The 16,000-nt window shown below is 38.9% G+C and carries 15 protein-coding genes and 1 pseudogene; 3 read left to right on the forward strand and 13 right to left on the reverse strand.

The genetic code is table 11. The features are described 5' to 3' along the window. Nucleotides 1-101: 101 nt before the first annotated feature. Complete coding sequence (locus AC27JL_RS04135) at nucleotides 102-2,222, forward strand: methyl-accepting chemotaxis protein (RefSeq protein WP_487194876.1); 2,121 nt, start codon at nucleotides 102-104, stop codon at nucleotides 2,220-2,222. A 77-nt stretch (nucleotides 2,223-2,299) separates the two neighbouring features. On the opposite strand, the gene AC27JL_RS04140 is transcribed toward AC27JL_RS04135, so the two are convergent. Continuing rightward, nucleotides 2,300-2,887, reverse strand: coding sequence for a TetR/AcrR family transcriptional regulator (locus tag AC27JL_RS04140; RefSeq protein ID WP_138739527.1), 588 nt, complete (start codon nucleotides 2,885-2,887; stop codon nucleotides 2,300-2,302). 111 nt (nucleotides 2,888-2,998) lie between these two features. Between AC27JL_RS04140 and AC27JL_RS04145 the strand changes: the two genes are divergently transcribed. Beyond that, nucleotides 2,999-3,541 (forward strand): carboxymuconolactone decarboxylase family protein, encoded by a 543-nt coding sequence (locus AC27JL_RS04145; RefSeq protein ID WP_006794430.1) that lies wholly within the window; start codon nucleotides 2,999-3,001, stop codon nucleotides 3,539-3,541. Nucleotides 3,542-3,604: 63 nt separating this feature from the next. Here the strand turns inward: AC27JL_RS04145 and AC27JL_RS04150 are convergent, their stop codons facing one another. Beyond that, complete coding sequence (locus AC27JL_RS04150; RefSeq protein WP_006794431.1) at nucleotides 3,605-4,135, reverse strand: hypothetical protein; 531 nt, start codon at nucleotides 4,133-4,135, stop codon at nucleotides 3,605-3,607. A 181-nt stretch (nucleotides 4,136-4,316) separates the two neighbouring features. On the opposite strand from AC27JL_RS04150, the gene AC27JL_RS04155 reads away from it, so the two are divergent. Continuing rightward, on the forward strand, nucleotides 4,317-4,568 hold the full coding sequence (locus AC27JL_RS04155; protein WP_338109308.1) for a DUF1294 domain-containing protein: 252 nt from the start codon (nucleotides 4,317-4,319) through the stop codon (nucleotides 4,566-4,568). A 36-nt stretch (nucleotides 4,569-4,604) separates the two neighbouring features. On the opposite strand, the gene AC27JL_RS04160 is transcribed toward AC27JL_RS04155, so the two are convergent. The 11 genes and pseudogenes from AC27JL_RS04160 to AC27JL_RS04210 all read right to left on the reverse strand — a co-directional run bounded on the left by AC27JL_RS04160 (nucleotide 4,605) and on the right by AC27JL_RS04210 (nucleotide 15,672). After that, nucleotides 4,605-4,949, reverse strand: coding sequence for a PEGA domain-containing protein (locus AC27JL_RS04160; RefSeq protein ID WP_277054819.1), 345 nt, complete (start codon nucleotides 4,947-4,949; stop codon nucleotides 4,605-4,607). Nucleotides 4,950-5,159: 210 nt separating this feature from the next. After that, the gene (locus AC27JL_RS04165; RefSeq protein WP_487194877.1) at nucleotides 5,160-5,492 is read right to left on the reverse strand and encodes a DUF600 domain-containing protein; all 333 of its coding nucleotides are present in this window, start codon (nucleotides 5,490-5,492) and stop codon (nucleotides 5,160-5,162) included. 22 nt (nucleotides 5,493-5,514) lie between these two features. Then, nucleotides 5,515-6,042: a hypothetical protein gene (locus tag AC27JL_RS04170; protein ID WP_487194878.1), complete on the reverse strand. Its 528-nt coding sequence runs from the start codon at nucleotides 6,040-6,042 to the stop codon at nucleotides 5,515-5,517. Between the two features lie 287 nt (nucleotides 6,043-6,329). Continuing rightward, on the reverse strand, nucleotides 6,330-7,190 hold the full coding sequence (locus AC27JL_RS04175; RefSeq protein ID WP_487194879.1) for an immunity 49 family protein: 861 nt from the start codon (nucleotides 7,188-7,190) through the stop codon (nucleotides 6,330-6,332). 13 nt (nucleotides 7,191-7,203) lie between these two features. Continuing rightward, nucleotides 7,204-7,557, reverse strand: a complete 354-nt coding sequence (locus tag AC27JL_RS04180) for a hypothetical protein (protein WP_487194880.1) — start codon at nucleotides 7,555-7,557, stop codon at nucleotides 7,204-7,206. 286 nt (nucleotides 7,558-7,843) lie between these two features. Further along, nucleotides 7,844-8,188 (reverse strand): immunity protein YezG family protein, encoded by a 345-nt coding sequence (locus AC27JL_RS04185; protein ID WP_277054808.1) that lies wholly within the window; start codon nucleotides 8,186-8,188, stop codon nucleotides 7,844-7,846. A gap of 20 nt (nucleotides 8,189-8,208) precedes the next feature. Further along, nucleotides 8,209-9,006, reverse strand: a complete 798-nt coding sequence (locus AC27JL_RS04190) for a DUF7738 domain-containing protein (protein ID WP_487194881.1) — start codon at nucleotides 9,004-9,006, stop codon at nucleotides 8,209-8,211. 47 nt (nucleotides 9,007-9,053) lie between these two features. Then, nucleotides 9,054-9,155 (reverse strand): annotated as a pseudogene (locus tag AC27JL_RS04195) (DUF600 domain-containing protein); the annotation flags it as partial. A 57-nt stretch (nucleotides 9,156-9,212) separates the two neighbouring features. Beyond that, nucleotides 9,213-10,451, reverse strand: a complete 1,239-nt coding sequence (locus tag AC27JL_RS04200) for a hypothetical protein (protein WP_487194882.1) — start codon at nucleotides 10,449-10,451, stop codon at nucleotides 9,213-9,215. A gap of 525 nt (nucleotides 10,452-10,976) precedes the next feature. Beyond that, the gene (locus tag AC27JL_RS04205; protein ID WP_487194883.1) at nucleotides 10,977-11,837 is read right to left on the reverse strand and encodes an immunity 49 family protein; all 861 of its coding nucleotides are present in this window, start codon (nucleotides 11,835-11,837) and stop codon (nucleotides 10,977-10,979) included. Nucleotides 11,838-11,850: 13 nt separating this feature from the next. Beyond that, nucleotides 11,851-15,672, reverse strand: a complete 3,822-nt coding sequence (locus tag AC27JL_RS04210; protein WP_487194885.1) for a contractile injection system protein, VgrG/Pvc8 family — start codon at nucleotides 15,670-15,672, stop codon at nucleotides 11,851-11,853. Nucleotides 15,673-16,000: the final 328 nt, after the last annotated feature.

Raw genomic sequence — 16,000 nt, forward strand, 5'->3', positions numbered from 1 at the left:
CTCAACGTATTGTATTAAATTAAATTTTGTTCGCGGTTATCGATAGCTTGATTAGTAAAATCGTCTAAACTGTACTTGTAGTTTAAACAAAGGGCAGGTCAATGCGAGAAATATCGTTAGCAAAAAAACTATTATGGCTTACAGTAGGTAGCATATTTATAACCGTGTTACTGCTATCGAGCATTCTGTGGTGGGAGCTGTCGTCGAGTAACGATGAGCTATCAAGCCAATCAGAAAAATACATAGTGGCAGAAGTTGAAGAAAAACTAAGTGCAAACGCGGCTGTATACGGTGAAAGAATTGCAGGGTTTATTAACGAGGCATACCGTGTTCCTTTTTCACTAGCTGCCATATTAAGTGGCACGGCGGGTAATGACGCACTTAGCCGCGAATCCGTTGTTAATCTTAATAAATCCATATTAAATAATAATGAGTCGCTTTCTTCCATCTATTCCCAGTTTGAAGTAAATGGGTATGATTCAAAAGATACACAATTTACAAACGGTTACAGTCACTCTGTTGATGGTGCTGGTACACTCGAAATTTATTTTACACGCAGTAAAGAAGGCGTGGTTGAGCAGCAAGTTGTAGACGACCCTGCCGAAAAATATTTTACTAAGCTTAATGAATTTGGCCTACGAGAGTCTGAATGGTATTTGTGTGCTAAAGACAACGTTAAGCCGTGTATTATGGAACCTTACTTATACGAAATTACGCCAGGCAATTCAGAAATGATGACGTCTCTTACGGTTCCTATTGTCAGAGATGGTCGGTTTGTTGGTATATCTGGCGTTGATTTAACGTTGCCGGTTTTTCAAAAGTTAACAGAGCAGCTTTCAAAAGAGCTGTATAACGGTCAAGCTAAGGTTACCTTATTAAGTGATTTTGGTTTAATCGTAGGCAGTAGCCACTACAAAACCAAGCTTGGCCGGCCTTATAAAGAAGCAATGTCATCCACTATTACCAGTAAAGTTGAAAAGGTACGAGGTGAAAATAATCTTTTAAAAGCGGATGACACTTACCTGGTTAATTACCCTATAAATATAAAGCTTGCAGACACTCAGTGGTCGCTTATTATTGAAGTACCTGCAAATTTAGCACTGGCTGGCCCACAGGCTTTAAGCGAAAATATGCAAAGTACCGCAGCAGCATTGGGCACTATTATTTTAGTAACCGGCTTAATTATTGCGGGTGTTGCTTTTGTAGTTATGAAATTTGTTGTAGCAGGTGTTATAGCCCCACTTGAACAAATACAAGAACGCGTTGATAACTTAGCCAGTTCAGAAGGCGACTTAACACACACCTTACATGTAGACAGCCATGCCGAACTAATTGCACTGGCTGGTGGCTTTAATCGTTTTTTAACTAAATTACGCGACCTAATTGCTGAGCTTAAAGCCGTATCAGATCAGACTAAGCAACAAGGCGAAATTGCCCAGCATATAGCCATCGACACTAAACATAATGTGCAGGCGCAGTTTAAAGAAATAGAAAGCGTTGTTACCGCTATGAACGAAATGAGCGCAACGGCGCTTGAGGTAGCAAGAGCTTCAGAGCAATCAGCGCAGCAAGCTGACGAAATAAACGGCTTAGTGGTAAGCAGTGAGTCGAGCTTGTCGTCGGCTATGACGCAAGTAAAAACTATGTCTGAAGAAATAAAAGAGGCAAACCAAGCAGTTGAAAAAGTAGCGACACGTAGTAAAGACATAACGCAAATTTTAGATGTGATCAGAACCATCTCAGAGCAAACTAACTTACTGGCACTCAATGCAGCCATTGAAGCAGCAAGGGCAGGCGAACACGGCCGAGGTTTTGCAGTTGTAGCTGATGAAGTGCGAGCACTTGCTTCTAAAACACGTTCATCTACTGATGATATTAGCAACCTAATAGACAGCCTACTGCGTGAGGTTGGTAATGCTTCCACCGTGATAGAAAAAGGCGTTGTAAGAGCACAAAACGCAGTTGACGAAACCTCTGTCGCCTTTGACGCGTTGCACAGTGTGGTTGTAAAAGTGGATGAAATAACCAATCAAATAACGCATATTGCAACAGCGGCTGAAGAGCAAAGCCTAGTAACAGAAGAAATAAATCGTAATTTAACGCTTATTTCTGATGCGGCATCTCAGTTGTCTGGTTTATCCTCGCAGGCAGGCGATAGTAGCGAAGTTCTTAATAAGCTAGTTGCTCAACAAGATAGCGAACTCAATAAGTTAAAAACCTAACAGGTACATAATTCCTAAAAATAAAAAACGGCGGTAATTATATTACCGCCGTTTTTTCATTAATTGAGTTGTTTAGTTTAGAGCGTTTTCATAATTTTAAACATTTGATCAATCATAGGTTGTGCAAGCTCTTCAACACCCGGGCGGTTAAAGTAGCCGCGTAGCCCTGTAAATTGCACTTTAAAAAAGCGAGCATAGTCTTTTGGGCTAACCTCGCCTTTTAGCTCTTCACGCGCAATGGCTTGTGCAAATAAATCGCTTAAATAATCTTCAAATTTGTCTGATAAATCAAGGCTTAATGAATACAAACAGCTGTCTTCATCGGCAAACTCACAATTTGCTTTTACTAGCATGCAAATGGCGCTCGGGGCATTTTTTTTATCTTTAATGATGACGTTTTCAACAAACGTTTGTAAACCACCAATAATAGTAGGCGAAGCCAATAAACACGTTTTTATTTGATCTTCTATTTGCATGGTGTAATTTTTTAAAGACTCAATATACAACCCTTCCTTTGAGCCAAACGCAGAATAGATACTACCTGGGCGCATATTAATTGCGTCCTGTAGATCGCGGGTCGAAGTGGCATTAAATCCCTTTTCCCAAAATAGCTGACTGGCAAGGCGGACAACAGTCTCGCGCTCAAATTTAACTTTGTTGACCATGCTGTTTCTCAATTAATTTGAACATTTGCTCAATTTTAACTTGAGCAGTCGCTCAAAATCAAATAGTATGTGCTTCGACGTTACTTAAACAACTTATTTTTGGAGCTAACAATGGCAGAATTTACTTTATATACAGCAGAAAATGCACCTGAAGAGTCAAAACCTTTATTAGCCGATTCAGTTGCTGCATTTGGCATGTTACCTAATTTACACGCAGTAATGGCTGAGGCACCAACGCTATTAAAAGGTTACCAAGTACTTCACGAATTATTTCAAAACACTTCATTTAACGCAGAAGAGTTAACAGTGGTATGGCAATCAATTAACGTTGAACATGACTGTCATTACTGTGTACCAGCACACAGTGCCATTGCAGCGTCAATGAAAGTTGACCAAGGTATTGTTGATGCTTTAGTGAATAAAACACCGCTTGCAGATGCAAAACTCGAAACATTACGTGAAACAACATTGGCTATGACGCGTGAACGTGGCGTAATTAGTGACGAGCAAATAGAAAAGTTTTTTGCAGCGGGTTACGGTCAACAGCAACTACTAGAGATTATTGTAGGTTTATCGCAAAAGGTAATGAGCAACTACACTAACCACCTAGCAAATACGCCAGTGGACGAACCATTTAAAAAATTCGCAAAATAATCGCGTTATAATTAACAAAAAAGGCAGCGAAAGCTGCCTTTTTTTTGCCATAAGCACCGGGAGCTATTTGAATTTTACGGCTTGATTGCTACGCGTATAAATGCGTGACTCTGGTTTGGTCCATTCACCTTTTTTTAAATAGGAGGTAGACACAACCAATTTCCCATCTTTTAAATCGCTGGTCGACTTCACTTTAGTAATGCCTTCTTTACTACCTGTAACCTCTTCGTAAGCAACAAACTGCGTAGGGCTGAGTACTTTTATAGTGCCTTTTGTATAAAAACCGGCTGTTGTAAAATAATAAAAAACCAATGAGTCTTTTTTGCTATCGTAAAAAATCATCGACTCGCCACCATATTCACCCTCATTAATAGAGTGTTTTGTTCTTATTGCCTTACCATTAAGCGCACGCTCCCATAAGCCTACGTCTTGAACTGGTTTAGTGCCTGGTGCAACATCAAAATCAGCTTGCCACGAGCCTAAATAAGGCTGAAATACACTAAGGTGTTTATCAAGTTTAAGTGGTTGTTCTTTTGCGTGAGTTGTAAAAGCTAAAAAGCACAAAGTAAAAAATAGCACTTTAAAATATGTCATAATTATTCTCTTATTATTTGAATTGATACAGACCAGTATAGGCGATAATTACTTGATAAAGAAAATCTTAATAGCTCTATCCTTACTTTTTATATCCATAGTATGGTTTGTACATTTTCAGTGGGGCGTAACTATTTTGGCGCCTACTTATATAACTGCTATTAGTGCCATAACATTTATTATGTATGCGTGGGATAAACACAAAGCTAAGCAGTCGGTAAATAAAAAAGTGACTCGTACGAGCGAGCGAACTCTTCATTTATTAGCACTATGTGGGGGCTGGCCAGGGGCGTTAATTGCTCAGCAATTGTTGCGTCATAAATCACAAAAAAAGCGTTTTATAACGGTACTTTGGGTGTGCATTTTATTAAATATAGTTTTACTGGTAGGTGGGTATACATTTTTATGCGCTCAATGCCTTTTATCTTTATAGTTAAAGGCATTAAGCGTAAATCGATAATGACTGGTATTAATTGGCGCTTTGGTCCGCGGCTATTTCATCTAACTCTACAGTTAAAATTATTTTTTTATCAACAACAACCCACTTTCTGTAGGTAAGGTAACCTGCTTTGGTAACTTCTATATCGTACTTACCTTCTTTTAATTCCATGGCGTCTTGGTAAACAGGGGCAATATTCATAATGCGCACGCGTGCATCAGCAGGGTTGGTAATAACGGTTAACGAAATTGGTGCGTTTTCCTCAACTACCTCATTAACAGGCTCTACTGACACTTGCTCAGTTTCTTGAACAGGAGAGGTGGTTGAACAACCAGTTAAAATTAACAATAGTGCCAGTGCGCTTAACTTTTTCATAGGTACTCCATAAAATCATTTAGTAGTGTTCAATTTCACGAAATATCATGGAGGACTATCAACAAAAGGGGGGGTACTCGCTCGTCTTCCTTGACTTTCGTTTGTTTAAATAACAAATCGGCCTACAGTTTAATATGTATCCAGCCTAGGTTCAATTATTGTTGTTAATTAATCAAAATTAAACATAAAAAATATACAAACGATCCGCAATTAAATTATTAGTAGGGACTCATCATTATTATCGCGCTCAAAGTTTAAGTTAAACTGACCTTGACGAGTGATAGTAAAAATAGCGCGTTGCCAATTTTCAGTCTCATTTTTAATGGCGTGGTCAAATAATGTTTTAAATAACTTGGTTATATTTTCAGATACTGTAATTGAATGCTGTGTATCGTCATCTGCTTTTATAAAGTGGGCTTTACACTCAAGTATATTATTGTTTTCGCAATCTAAAATAAGGTGTGCTTTAAGCCATGGCTCTTTTATTTGTTGATAAAGGTACTGACCGAGGTGTTGCGGGATGTTTTTAATATCTGGTTGCATGTGCTTTCCTTAGCGGTAAAGTTTATAAAGTGCCGTTTTCGTATTTTTTGGCAAGCTCTTTCCACGTATCAAAGAATCCACCTTGAAAAAAGTAACTATCTGATATATTTAATATTTGATAATTTGTTGACTCATGATCTTTTCGTGAATAGTTTGATAAACTATAACCTTGATCGCCCCTAGCATTTAGCCGGCCCATTAAGCGTGTTAGCCCTATTTTTTCATTTTCAACGAGGTCGTCAGTGCTAATCTTGCCACGAGGTAGTCCACCTTCGTGAGGCATTTTGGTAAAAAACTCAAATTTATTAACAAACCAAGGCAAAACTGATAATGGTGCATCAAACTGCCTCGTTGCTAAAAAAGGAGGTTGATTTTTTGGTGAAATAATCCAATGAAGGACGATTGATAAGTACCCGTTTTGATTGTAAAAAGAGTGATATCGTCCAGGGTAGTTTAATGAGTCTTCAATGGTAGTTAAATACTTTATCCCTTTCGGAGGGATTTCAGGGTCTTTAATTTCTTTTAGTTGGGGTAAAAATTGTTTAGTCATTATTACATACCGGGGTTAAGTGGTTTAATTACTGGCGTTTAGTGGTTGGTCGGAATTTTTGAAGTTAGTTGCCACAGTAAGCTTTTACTCTTTAAGCGAAGCGCCTCTTAACCTCTTTGTGAATATTTTACTTAAAGCCATGTTGCACAAAGAGAAAAAAATGAGAAGTAAATGAGGAAGTTAACCTAAAAAAGTAATCGTTATATGAAAGGCTAGGCGCTCATTTTTAGTGCCTAGCCTCACAACATCCATGTTGTTAAAGAGCGGGTAATTATTAATACGTTCGTTTATTCTGGTTTTGGTGGGTTTACATTAATTAACCAATCAGGAATGTACTCATTTTCAACGCTAAGCTGATAGCCTTTGACTTCTTTAGCGATAACGGCCATTGCGGTTAACGCTAAAGGAATAGCGCCCTCATTGGCGCCTAATTGCTCCTCATCGCTGTAATACTCTTGGTGCAGTAATAAAGCTTTTTCCATGGCGCTATTGTAGGCTTGCTCACCATTTTCGGTGAAGATAGCTTCTATGATAGAGACTAGTGGAAACTCTAAGCGACTGACCAGTAAATATATCTCATCGTCTGGAAAATCATCAGGGTTTGAGGTGACATACGCTTGCTCTAGCAGGTGTGCTAAGTCGGCGTCTGGGTTGAATAACCCTTTGAGTAAATCAGCTAAGGCGTAATCAAACGGTTTACGTTGGTCACCCAATCGCGCTTGACGAAATACGTCATTATCGATGGTGATTAAAAAATCAATAGCGTCTTGATTACGTACGATAATTGCGGCATATAATGCTTCTAACCAGGTCGCGTGTTTAGTGCCATAGTCATCGGTTTTACCTATTACTTCAAGGTATTCTTCATCATAAAAAAATGCAAAGGCTTGACCGTCATTGGCGTTACTTTGAAAAATACCGTGGCCTAATTGTGAGGCGCGTAGGAGGTATAGCCAAGCGTGGTAACCATTGGGATTTTCAATGGCTTCCATCGGGAAGGTGTCTATCAGGTTTGTTTTAAAGCTAAAATGCATTTGGTAACCAGGATTTTTCTGGATCATAGCAATTTCATCTACTTGAAGCCTACCATATAATTTTATTGCTCTTTCATAGCTTCTTTGTGCAAAGCTGTAATGGCTTTTAATCATCTAAAATAACTCCTTAAAATCCGATATCAAAAATAGACACATCAATGACGTCAATTAGGCCATTATCATTGGCTTTTTGGTGTATGCCAATATACTCTAAGGCTTTGTTCTCTTTTGCAATTTCTAACTCATCCAGCATATCTTCAATTCCCTGAACTTGCTTAGTAAACGCCTCTTCGCCGACTTTACCATAGCGAGGGTCTTTTGTGAGTGTATCTAGTTTAGTTGTGTAATTATCAATCACTGAATTCATGTACTTGGCGGAACTTTGCTGGGCACGCTCCTCTCCAGCCATTCTGCTACCCCATGTTGCATTACCGCCTTTACCTTCCATGATGAGCACTTTGCCATCATCAGTGATATACACTTGGTCAAACTCTCCTTGTTTGCCGTTAGCGGGTAATTTTGTGTTTAACGGTTGGTCGGAGTTTTTTGAAGTTAGTTGCCACAGTAAGCTTTTAGTTTTTAAGCGAAGCGCCTCTTAACCTCTTTGTGAATAATTCACTTAAAGCCATGTTGCACAAAAGAAAAGAATGAGAAGAAAATGAGGGCGTTAACTGTAAAAAGTAGTCATTATTTGAAAGGCTAGGCGCTTATTTTTAGCGCCTAGCTTTACAACATCCATGTTGTTAAAGAGCGGGTTAACTTAATGCTTAACGTGTTTGAACAGCGGCGATTACTTCTTCATCGTTATTATCGCGCTCAAAGTTTAAGTTAAATTGACCTTGACGGGTGATAGTAAAAATAGCGCGTTGCCAATCCTCAACTTCGTTTTTAATAGCATGGTCAAATAATGTTTTAAATAACTCAGTTATATTTTCAGATACTATGATTGCATGCTGTGTATCGTCATCTGCTTTTATAAAGTGGGCTTTGCACTCAAGTATATTATTGTTTTCGCAATCTAAAATAAGGTGTGCTTTAAGCCATGGCTCTTTTATTTGTTGATAAAGGTACTGACCGAGGTGTTGCGGGATGTTTTTAATATCGGGTTGCATTGGCTTTCCTTAGCGTTTAGTTATTGAACAACGACTCGCTCAACGACATTTTTAAAATAACGAGATGAAAAAGACGGTGTGGCTTTTCTATCTTTTAGGTATTCTTCAGAAAAGAGGGTGACGCCTAGGCTGAGCACTTTTATTTCATTTTTATTTTGTGGGTTTACATCTACTCTAATGCCAATTTCGCCCTCATTAAAGTAGGGTGGGGCCTCTTTATCGCACGCAAAACGTGAACCAAAAATAGTGGGCATATACGCCTCACCAAAATAATGGGGGTTTTTTGGATTAAATGCGTACAGTTGATTATTTACTTTACTCATATCCCAGTTACCTTTAATTGCAGCCCCATTAACCCAAAGCGTTTGAGTAAATGGCGTTTTAGAGCGAGATTCATTCGCTTCTCTTTTTGTTTTGCGTAGGCGTTCACCATGTGTGGCTCTAATATTATCTTCACTAAAAGCAATGGTTTCATTAAATTCAAAGGTCAATGTTTGAGCTGTGTGCTTATTGGTTTTAGAATAGAGACCAATACCAATTTCATCCCAATAATACACATCGTTTGCTAAGTGAGTGACTCTATCGTATGGGCCAAGTATTTTAACCCATTCATCAATATTGGCATCAAAAATAAGTGATTGGCCTTTATAGGTTAAATTGCAGCCATTAACTTGAAAATCACTTCCTTCAGAGGAGGCTGTTTGTATTTTTTCTGCAGGCTCTAATAATGCAGTAACGGTGCTCACAGTCACTTTGTCGCACCCCGCTAGCGTTAAGGCAAGCGCTATAAATATAAGTTGCTTAGTTAAAGTAGTCATAAATATCTCTAAAAAGGGTGATGAAGTTTGATTGTGATTTGTCTTATTTATTGATGTATTTCAACAGCAGCGATTACTTCTTCATCATTATTATCGCGCTCAAAGTTTAAGTTAAATTGCCCCTGGCGAGTGATAGTAAAACTAGCGCGCGTTCAGATTGATATTGGGTGGCACTTTCAAATAGGGTGTTTGAATCATCCGCTTTGTTAATCTGAGAATAATTTTATACATATAGGGTTAATAATTTGATTAACAATAGAGCTACCAAAAGCAAATTTATCGCCTACATATGGGCAGTTTCGTTGTTTGGCATTACATCGCATCCCTTGTTTATAATCATCGGGATTAGTGGGGCTGCATTTTATTACTTGACCATAAAACGTTGCTTTTCCGCCATGTGCATAATAACTTGTGGCATCCGTTGTGGCACCTCCTTCTACGTATATAGAGCGCAAGGTTTCAGTGGGTGCCAAAGGAGCTAAATCAGTTACTCCGGTATTTCGCAGTGTTATACTTTTGAGTTGAGGTAAACGAGCTACCGAGGTTAAATCACTAATATTCGGTAAATGCGCGAGTGTGAGATTTTTAATTGGCAAGTTTTTGTTAAAAGCCGTTAAATCTTCGTTGCTCAGGTTTTGTATCGTCCCGAGAATGATAAGATCAAGTTTGGTCATATGCTGTATCGCATCAATATTTATAGAGCCATTGATAAAACTTAAGCTTAAATTATTTAAAGTCGGTATATAAGGTAATGTTAAGTCTTTACTGTTCGATATATGCAAACGTTCTAGAGGAAGTTTAGCCAGTACAGCGAGTTCTTCTGGGGTGGCGTTATTACGCATATATAAATGTTTTAATTTGCGTAAGTGCTGCAGTGCGTCAATGTTTTTAAACTTTGTTTCGTTCTTTTTTTTGTGAATAAATTCACCAAAAACGTTAAATGTTTCGATGTTTGGGTATTGCAATAAAAGTTCTACATCAAATTTTTCTGGCGCGATTTCAGCAATACTGATCAAAAAAACCTGCTCCTTATGCTTTATGCAGTTTAGTACAGACCAGTCGGCTGCGGCGGATATGGCAATAGTTCTAAAGTGTGATTTATTTAAACAAATAAACGATAAGTCAAAGTATTGCTGGTCTTTAGGAGCTGGGTTACCTGCAAAATCTTTATAAAAAGGTGAAAGTCTTAATTTCACGTCTTGGCGTGTTTCATTTTTATAATCAGTGAGTTTGTTTTTACACCATTGTGATGTGTATTTATCTAGAGAGTTAGTAATAGCGTACTGGCTTGTATTTTCAAAAAACTCGGCTAGCGCCACCTTTTTCTTGTCGGTCATGGTATGGCAATATTCATCAATGTTTGGTGCTTGCACTGATGCCATGAGTGGCATAGTTACTGCGCAGAGTAAATACAGTAAACAAGAGAGGAAATGTTTTAAAAACATGATTGAAATGCTCCAAGTACATTGGGTTGTTGAGTATAAAGTTTTTGTCTGCTTATGCTGTGTGAAACAATGGCTAGGTAAGGAATTGAACCACGCATGGTTTCATGTGTTAGTTTGCCGTTTTTGTAAGCGTATGTGAACGGATGGTTTTGGTTTTCTATAAACACTTGAGCCTGAATCAAACTGATTTCATTTAATATTGTTTTTTATATATTCTAACAAGTCCTTAATGTTTCACTTTTGGACTCTTTTTTTGCAGTGGCTTTAAAATGGCAAAGATGACTGGACTTCCCATAGTTTGCTAGACACCTAATTATACCTTTACTCTTTAAGCGCAGCGCCTCTTAACCTCTTTGTGAATCATTCACTTAAAATATTTTTTTGCACAAAGAGAAATAAAGAGAAGTAAATGAGGGTGTTAACCATAAAAAGTCGTCATTACTTGAAAGGCTAGGCGCTTATTTTTAGTGCCTAGCCTCACAACATCCATGTTGTTAAAGAGCGGGTAATTATTAATACGTTCGTTTATTCTGGCTTTGGTGGGTTAACATTAATTAACCAATCAGGAATGTACTCATTTTCAACGCTGAGCTGATAGCCTTTGACTTCTTTAGCGATAACAGCCATTGCGGTTAACGCTAAAGGAATAGCGCCCTCATTGGCGCCTAATTGCTCTTCATCACTGTAATATTCCTTATGCAGTAATAAGGCTTTCTCCATGGCGCTATTGTAGGCTTGCTCGCCGTTTTCGGTGAAAATGGCTTCGATGATAGAGACTAGTGGAAACTCTAAGCGACTGACCAGTAAATATATCTCATCGTCTGGAAAATCATCAGGGTTTGAGGTGACATACGCTTGCTCTAGCAGGTGTGCTAAGTCGGCGTTTGGGTTGAATAACCCTTTGAGTAAATCAGCTAAGGCGTAATCAAACGGTTTGCGTTGATTGCCGTAATTAGAGTTTACAAATACCTCATTGTCGATGGTGGTTAAAAAATCAATGGCCTCTTGATTGCGTACGATAATCGCGGCATATAAAGCAAGTAGCCAAACAGGATGCTCTGCATTTTCAGGGTTTTTCTTGCCAATCACCTCTAGGTACTCATCATCATAAAAGAATGGAAAGGCTTGACCATTATTAGCGTTACTTTGAAAAATACCGTGCCCTAATTGTGATGCGCGTAGCAGGTATAGCCAAGCGTGGTAGCTATTGGGGTTTTCAATGGCTTCCATGGGGAAGGTGGCTATCAGATTACGCTTAAAATGATTATGTAGCCCATGGCTAGGATCTTCTTGAATGCGCCCAAGTCCCCCTTCTTGCAACCTATTGTATAATTTGATTGCCCTGTCATAGCTTCTTTGTGCAAAGCTGTAATGGCTTTTAATCATTTAAAATTACTCCTTAAAATCCGATATCAAAAATTGACACATCAATAACGTCAATTAGGCCATTATCATTGGCTTTTTGTTGTATGCCAATATACTCTAAGGCTTTGTTCTCTCTTGCAATTTCTAACTCATCCAGCATATCTTCAATACCCTCAACCTGCTTAGTAAACGCCTCTTCGCCGACTTTACCATAGCGAGGGTCTTTTGTGAGTATGCGTAGTTTATCGCTATAATTTTTTATCACAGAATCCATGTACTTGGCGGAGCCTTGCTGGGCACGGTCTGTTCCTGCCTTCCTGCTGCCCCACGTTGCATTTCCGCCTTTACCTTCCATGATGAGCACTTTACCATCGTCAGTGATATACACTTGGTCAAACTCTCCTTGTTTGCCGTTACCGGGTAATTTTGTGTTTAACGGTTTGGCGTTAGGGTAGTTTTGTTGTACATAAATGCGTGCAGCTTCTTCACCTAAGTCTTCACTGGCCAGTCGCATGGCTTTTTGTGCATCTTTTAATGCTTTAGCGTCTCCAGCTAATAGGGCAGCATCACGTTGCGCAACTGCGTTGTTTCGCGCCGTTTCAAGTGTTTTTAAACGTTTTCTTGCGGCGGAGTCTAAGTTGCTGTGCTTAATTTTTAGTTTTTGTGAAATGGTGTTAAACACATCGATTTGGTCAGATACAGTAACTAACGCGCCATTTTCATAACGCAGTTTCGGTGGTTTAGTACCATCTAAGCGCTGTATGATAACTTTGCCGTCTGCGTTGATGTATGCGCGGTAGTTGCCACGGATATCATCAGGCAGATTTTGTAATAAGTAGTCAGCATGTGCTCTTGCTGACACCTGTGTTGTTACGCCTCTGTTTATGCCTGGCTGTAATGTCGCATCGGGCTTGTCAATGCGCTCAATTAACTTAGGTTGCTGAGGCGATACGGTATGCGAGATAGTTTTGTTAAGTTGCTCTCGTTTGAGTATGTCGGCCGTTTTAACTAGTGAGCGGTGCGCATTGGCAAGGTGTTTTGATTTACTTGCTACAGATGCGGCAACACCAACCCCACCTGTTAATATTGCTAGTAAAACTTCAAAGGCCATAATGCCGGTTATGCGCTGTTTTTCAACATAGGAATGGGCTTCAATATAATCATAGGGGAAGCGCGCGAGTGTATTGCGGATATCCTCATCGTCCATTAATACAATTAATAGCTCAAAGGCTTGTGACAATGCACTGGTTGTTTTTTGGCTAAAGGCTAAAATGGTTTCGAGTTCTTGTTTTACAGCCTGTTTATCACCACTTGCAACGGCATCAATCATTCTAAAGCAAGCAGAATACACACTGATATTAACATCAATTCCAAGCACGATTAAATCAGCAATACCCGTTACAAGGGATTTAGCGCCTTGATACAGGCCCGTTGCGCGTGCACCGGTTTCAATCATCCATTGAGTAAAAAAGTCCTCTTGCTCAAAAATAGCATCGCCAATCGCGGCTTGTTTGCGAATTTCATCAAGCATGGAAGTAAGGTGTTGATTGAATTCTTTGCGCAATTGAATGAGTTTTTGCTCATCAGCTTGTGTGGTTGCACGTAGCAAAACATCACTTTTACCTTGCGGTAAATTAGCTAGGGAGGCTGCACCGTTTGCCAGTGAGCCGGTGTGTTCAACACCCTCATTATCGATAACGATATAGTCAACACCCTCGACGGGTGAGCCATCATTATAAAGATATTCAAGATCAAGCTGAGCGAGTGAGCCTGCAGATAGCGTATTGTCACTCAAATCAAACGCGGTGATTTGGCTAATACTGGCTGGATTTGAGGTACTTGGGCTGCTGGCGGTTTGTGGGCTGGTTATGTCGTAATCAACCGGGCCATCAAAGGTTATAAATGTGCCATCGAGTGTGAGTACATTTGTTGCAGTAATGTCAACATTACCTTGGCTGTCCAGTTTTATCTCGCCGCCTGCGTTGTGAATAATTAAATCGCCTTGGCCGGAGCCCGTAATATCAATACTGTTATTGGTTTGTAAAAATGTAGAGCCATTAGGCACATTAAGCTTTAAATCGCTATTATCAGTTTTAAGAAGTATGTCGCTTTGGATATTTACTTTTATAGCGCGACCAGCAAGTAACGACAGCTCTTGATCGCTTTCAACACGTGTGTTTTTACTACTGAAAGATTGATTACCTGCGCTTTGATAATTTATGTGGCTGTTATTGGAAGTTTGCTCAATGTTATTTTTTACATCAATAAATTGATTGTTTTTAATAACAAATTGCACATTACTTTGTTCGGTTTCAAGGCATAGATCGCGTCCAGCGTGTAAATTAATAGTACCGAGTTGGCTTATCCATTCAATAAACTGTCGGCCAGATTGTTTAGCGTTGAGCTCTATGTAATGTTCACTTGCGAGCGTTTGTAAAATGACTTTAGGCTCGTTTTGCTCGTCGTCAAATAAAAGTTCGTTTTGGGCTGCGCTTAAAAGGCGGTTATGTGTTGGGTTGGCTGCTGTTACTACACTTGGCTGATCAGCGTTAAGTGCAAAACCCATTATAAATGCGTTGTTGGGGTCGTTATTAATACACCCAATAAGTACCTCTGAGCCACCGACCAGTGGGAAGTGCCAGCCAGTGGCTTGAGGTTGGTTTTGACATGCATATAGCGCCAATTTTTTTAATGCAGGGCTTGACTGAGTTAATGGCCGTGCTGTTTTATCAAAGTCGGTACGTGTTCTATATTCGCCATGTTCATCTACAAATGCGTTACCCGTTAATGATTCAACTTTTGCTGCAAAAACCATTGGTTTAGCTGTGTGATCCACAGGCATTGGTTTAAAGGGCATACCGCGCTCAATAAATTGTGCAACACAATGATAATGCGTTTCGCCGTTATGGCTGCTTTCGTCATTTGCTTGATTTAGCGTGTGTTCTACTTTTATACACAGCAAATCGCCGCTGGCAAACCCCATTTGATCGTCAAGTGATATTGAGCATCCTGCAAATACATCTGATACGTTACCTGTTAAGGTAATTACCTTGTTATGTGTACCTAATGCGTTACTAAAATTTTGTGCTTGTAATGCAGCTTGGCTAGGTGTTTCTGCTACGGGCTCAAAAAACGATTGGCTATTGCTGGCTACTTTTTGAAATTGCCCATGTGCATTACTTATTGCTGCATTATTAGATATGCTTTGTTTTACTTCACTGTGCATAAATCCAAAAAAACTATTGTTGTAAAGCGCGTTCATGCCAGCCGTTGCTTTGACCTCGAGTACACCTGTATTTAAGTAGGGACTATTTAAATTACTGTCACTTATTATTAATGTTTCGGTGTTTGTATCGCTTTCAATCCAATAAAAAAGGCCATGTTGAGATGTGAGCCTATTAAAAAATGACCAGTCACTTTCCATTGCTTGTACACATTGCGCTACCTGAGGTAAAGCAGAACTTGTTCTAAATACAATTTGCCCTGCTGAATAGCCCGCCTTGTATGCTAAGTGTGTCAGTACGTCTTGTATGTTAACTGATATAAACACTTTGCTATTTGCCGTGTTTTTTAATGTTGAGAGCCTGTCTTGCACGGAAATAGCAAAACGATAAACCTTATTAAATGCACCTAAGTTGGTAACAGATGTAATTAGTCCTGCTTGTTGTCGGTATTGATTTTTTTTATTTACAAAGATGACATTAGCGTTAGCTAATAAATTATCAGATTGGAGATTTTCTGAGGACTCTACGGTTATTGAGTAATAAAAACCTTGATTAAGTGTTTCGTGGCCTTGTAGGTGTGTAACGTTAAGGTTTTTATCGTTAACCTTTAAAAAAAAACTAGCCTTACTCACAACGTTGCAATCCTTGCTCAGTAAAAATATCCGCTAAACATACCTGTTTGAAAACTTTTGATCAATAAAATAATAATATATATGTGTATTTTATTATCCCTGTTTTCTGGATTGTTTCAAAAATGGGGATTGTTGTTTATTGTTGCAAAATGTTGATTAGTTTTTGTTTTTAGAGTTTTTATTCTATTTATTTTAAGTTTTTATTAATGTTATTTATTAAGGTTTATATAGGTTGACAATGCCTGTTTGGAGTTTGTATTATTGCGTTTATTAAATGGACAGAATGCTAACCTTGTACTACGAGGTTAAATAAAATTGATGACAAGGA

The sequence above is a fragment of the Pseudoalteromonas sp. 4NS20-0020 genome (assembly GCF_057554385.1).

What these genes read in the sequence shown, in the direction of transcription:
- AC27JL_RS04160 (WP_277054819.1), bottom strand. Translation starts at nt 4,949, where the DNA reads ATGAAAAAGTTAAGCGCACTGGCACTATTGTTAATTTTAACTGGTTGT.
- AC27JL_RS04140 (WP_138739527.1), bottom strand. Translation starts at nt 2,887, where the DNA reads ATGGTCAACAAAGTTAAATTTGAGCGCGAGACTGTTGTCCGCCTTGCC.
- AC27JL_RS04190 (WP_487194881.1), bottom strand. Translation starts at nt 9,006, where the DNA reads ATGACTACTTTAACTAAGCAACTTATATTTATAGCGCTTGCCTTAACG.
- AC27JL_RS04205 (WP_487194883.1), bottom strand. Translation starts at nt 11,837, where the DNA reads ATGATTAAAAGCCATTACAGCTTTGCACAAAGAAGCTATGACAGGGCA.
- AC27JL_RS04135 (WP_487194876.1), top strand. Translation starts at nt 102, where the DNA reads ATGCGAGAAATATCGTTAGCAAAAAAACTATTATGGCTTACAGTAGGT.
- AC27JL_RS04155 (WP_338109308.1), top strand. Translation starts at nt 4,317, where the DNA reads ATGTATGCGTGGGATAAACACAAAGCTAAGCAGTCGGTAAATAAAAAA.
- AC27JL_RS04200 (WP_487194882.1), bottom strand. Translation starts at nt 10,451, where the DNA reads ATGTTTTTAAAACATTTCCTCTCTTGTTTACTGTATTTACTCTGCGCA.
- AC27JL_RS04150 (WP_006794431.1), bottom strand. Translation starts at nt 4,135, where the DNA reads ATGACATATTTTAAAGTGCTATTTTTTACTTTGTGCTTTTTAGCTTTT.
- AC27JL_RS04170 (WP_487194878.1), bottom strand. Translation starts at nt 6,042, where the DNA reads ATGACTAAACAATTTTTACCCCAACTAAAAGAAATTAAAGACCCTGAA.
- AC27JL_RS04175 (WP_487194879.1), bottom strand. Translation starts at nt 7,190, where the DNA reads ATGATTAAAAGCCATTACAGCTTTGCACAAAGAAGCTATGAAAGAGCA.
- AC27JL_RS04145 (WP_006794430.1), top strand. Translation starts at nt 2,999, where the DNA reads ATGGCAGAATTTACTTTATATACAGCAGAAAATGCACCTGAAGAGTCA.
- AC27JL_RS04165 (WP_487194877.1), bottom strand. Translation starts at nt 5,492, where the DNA reads ATGCAACCAGATATTAAAAACATCCCGCAACACCTCGGTCAGTACCTT.
- AC27JL_RS04185 (WP_277054808.1), bottom strand. Translation starts at nt 8,188, where the DNA reads ATGCAACCCGATATTAAAAACATCCCGCAACACCTCGGTCAGTACCTT.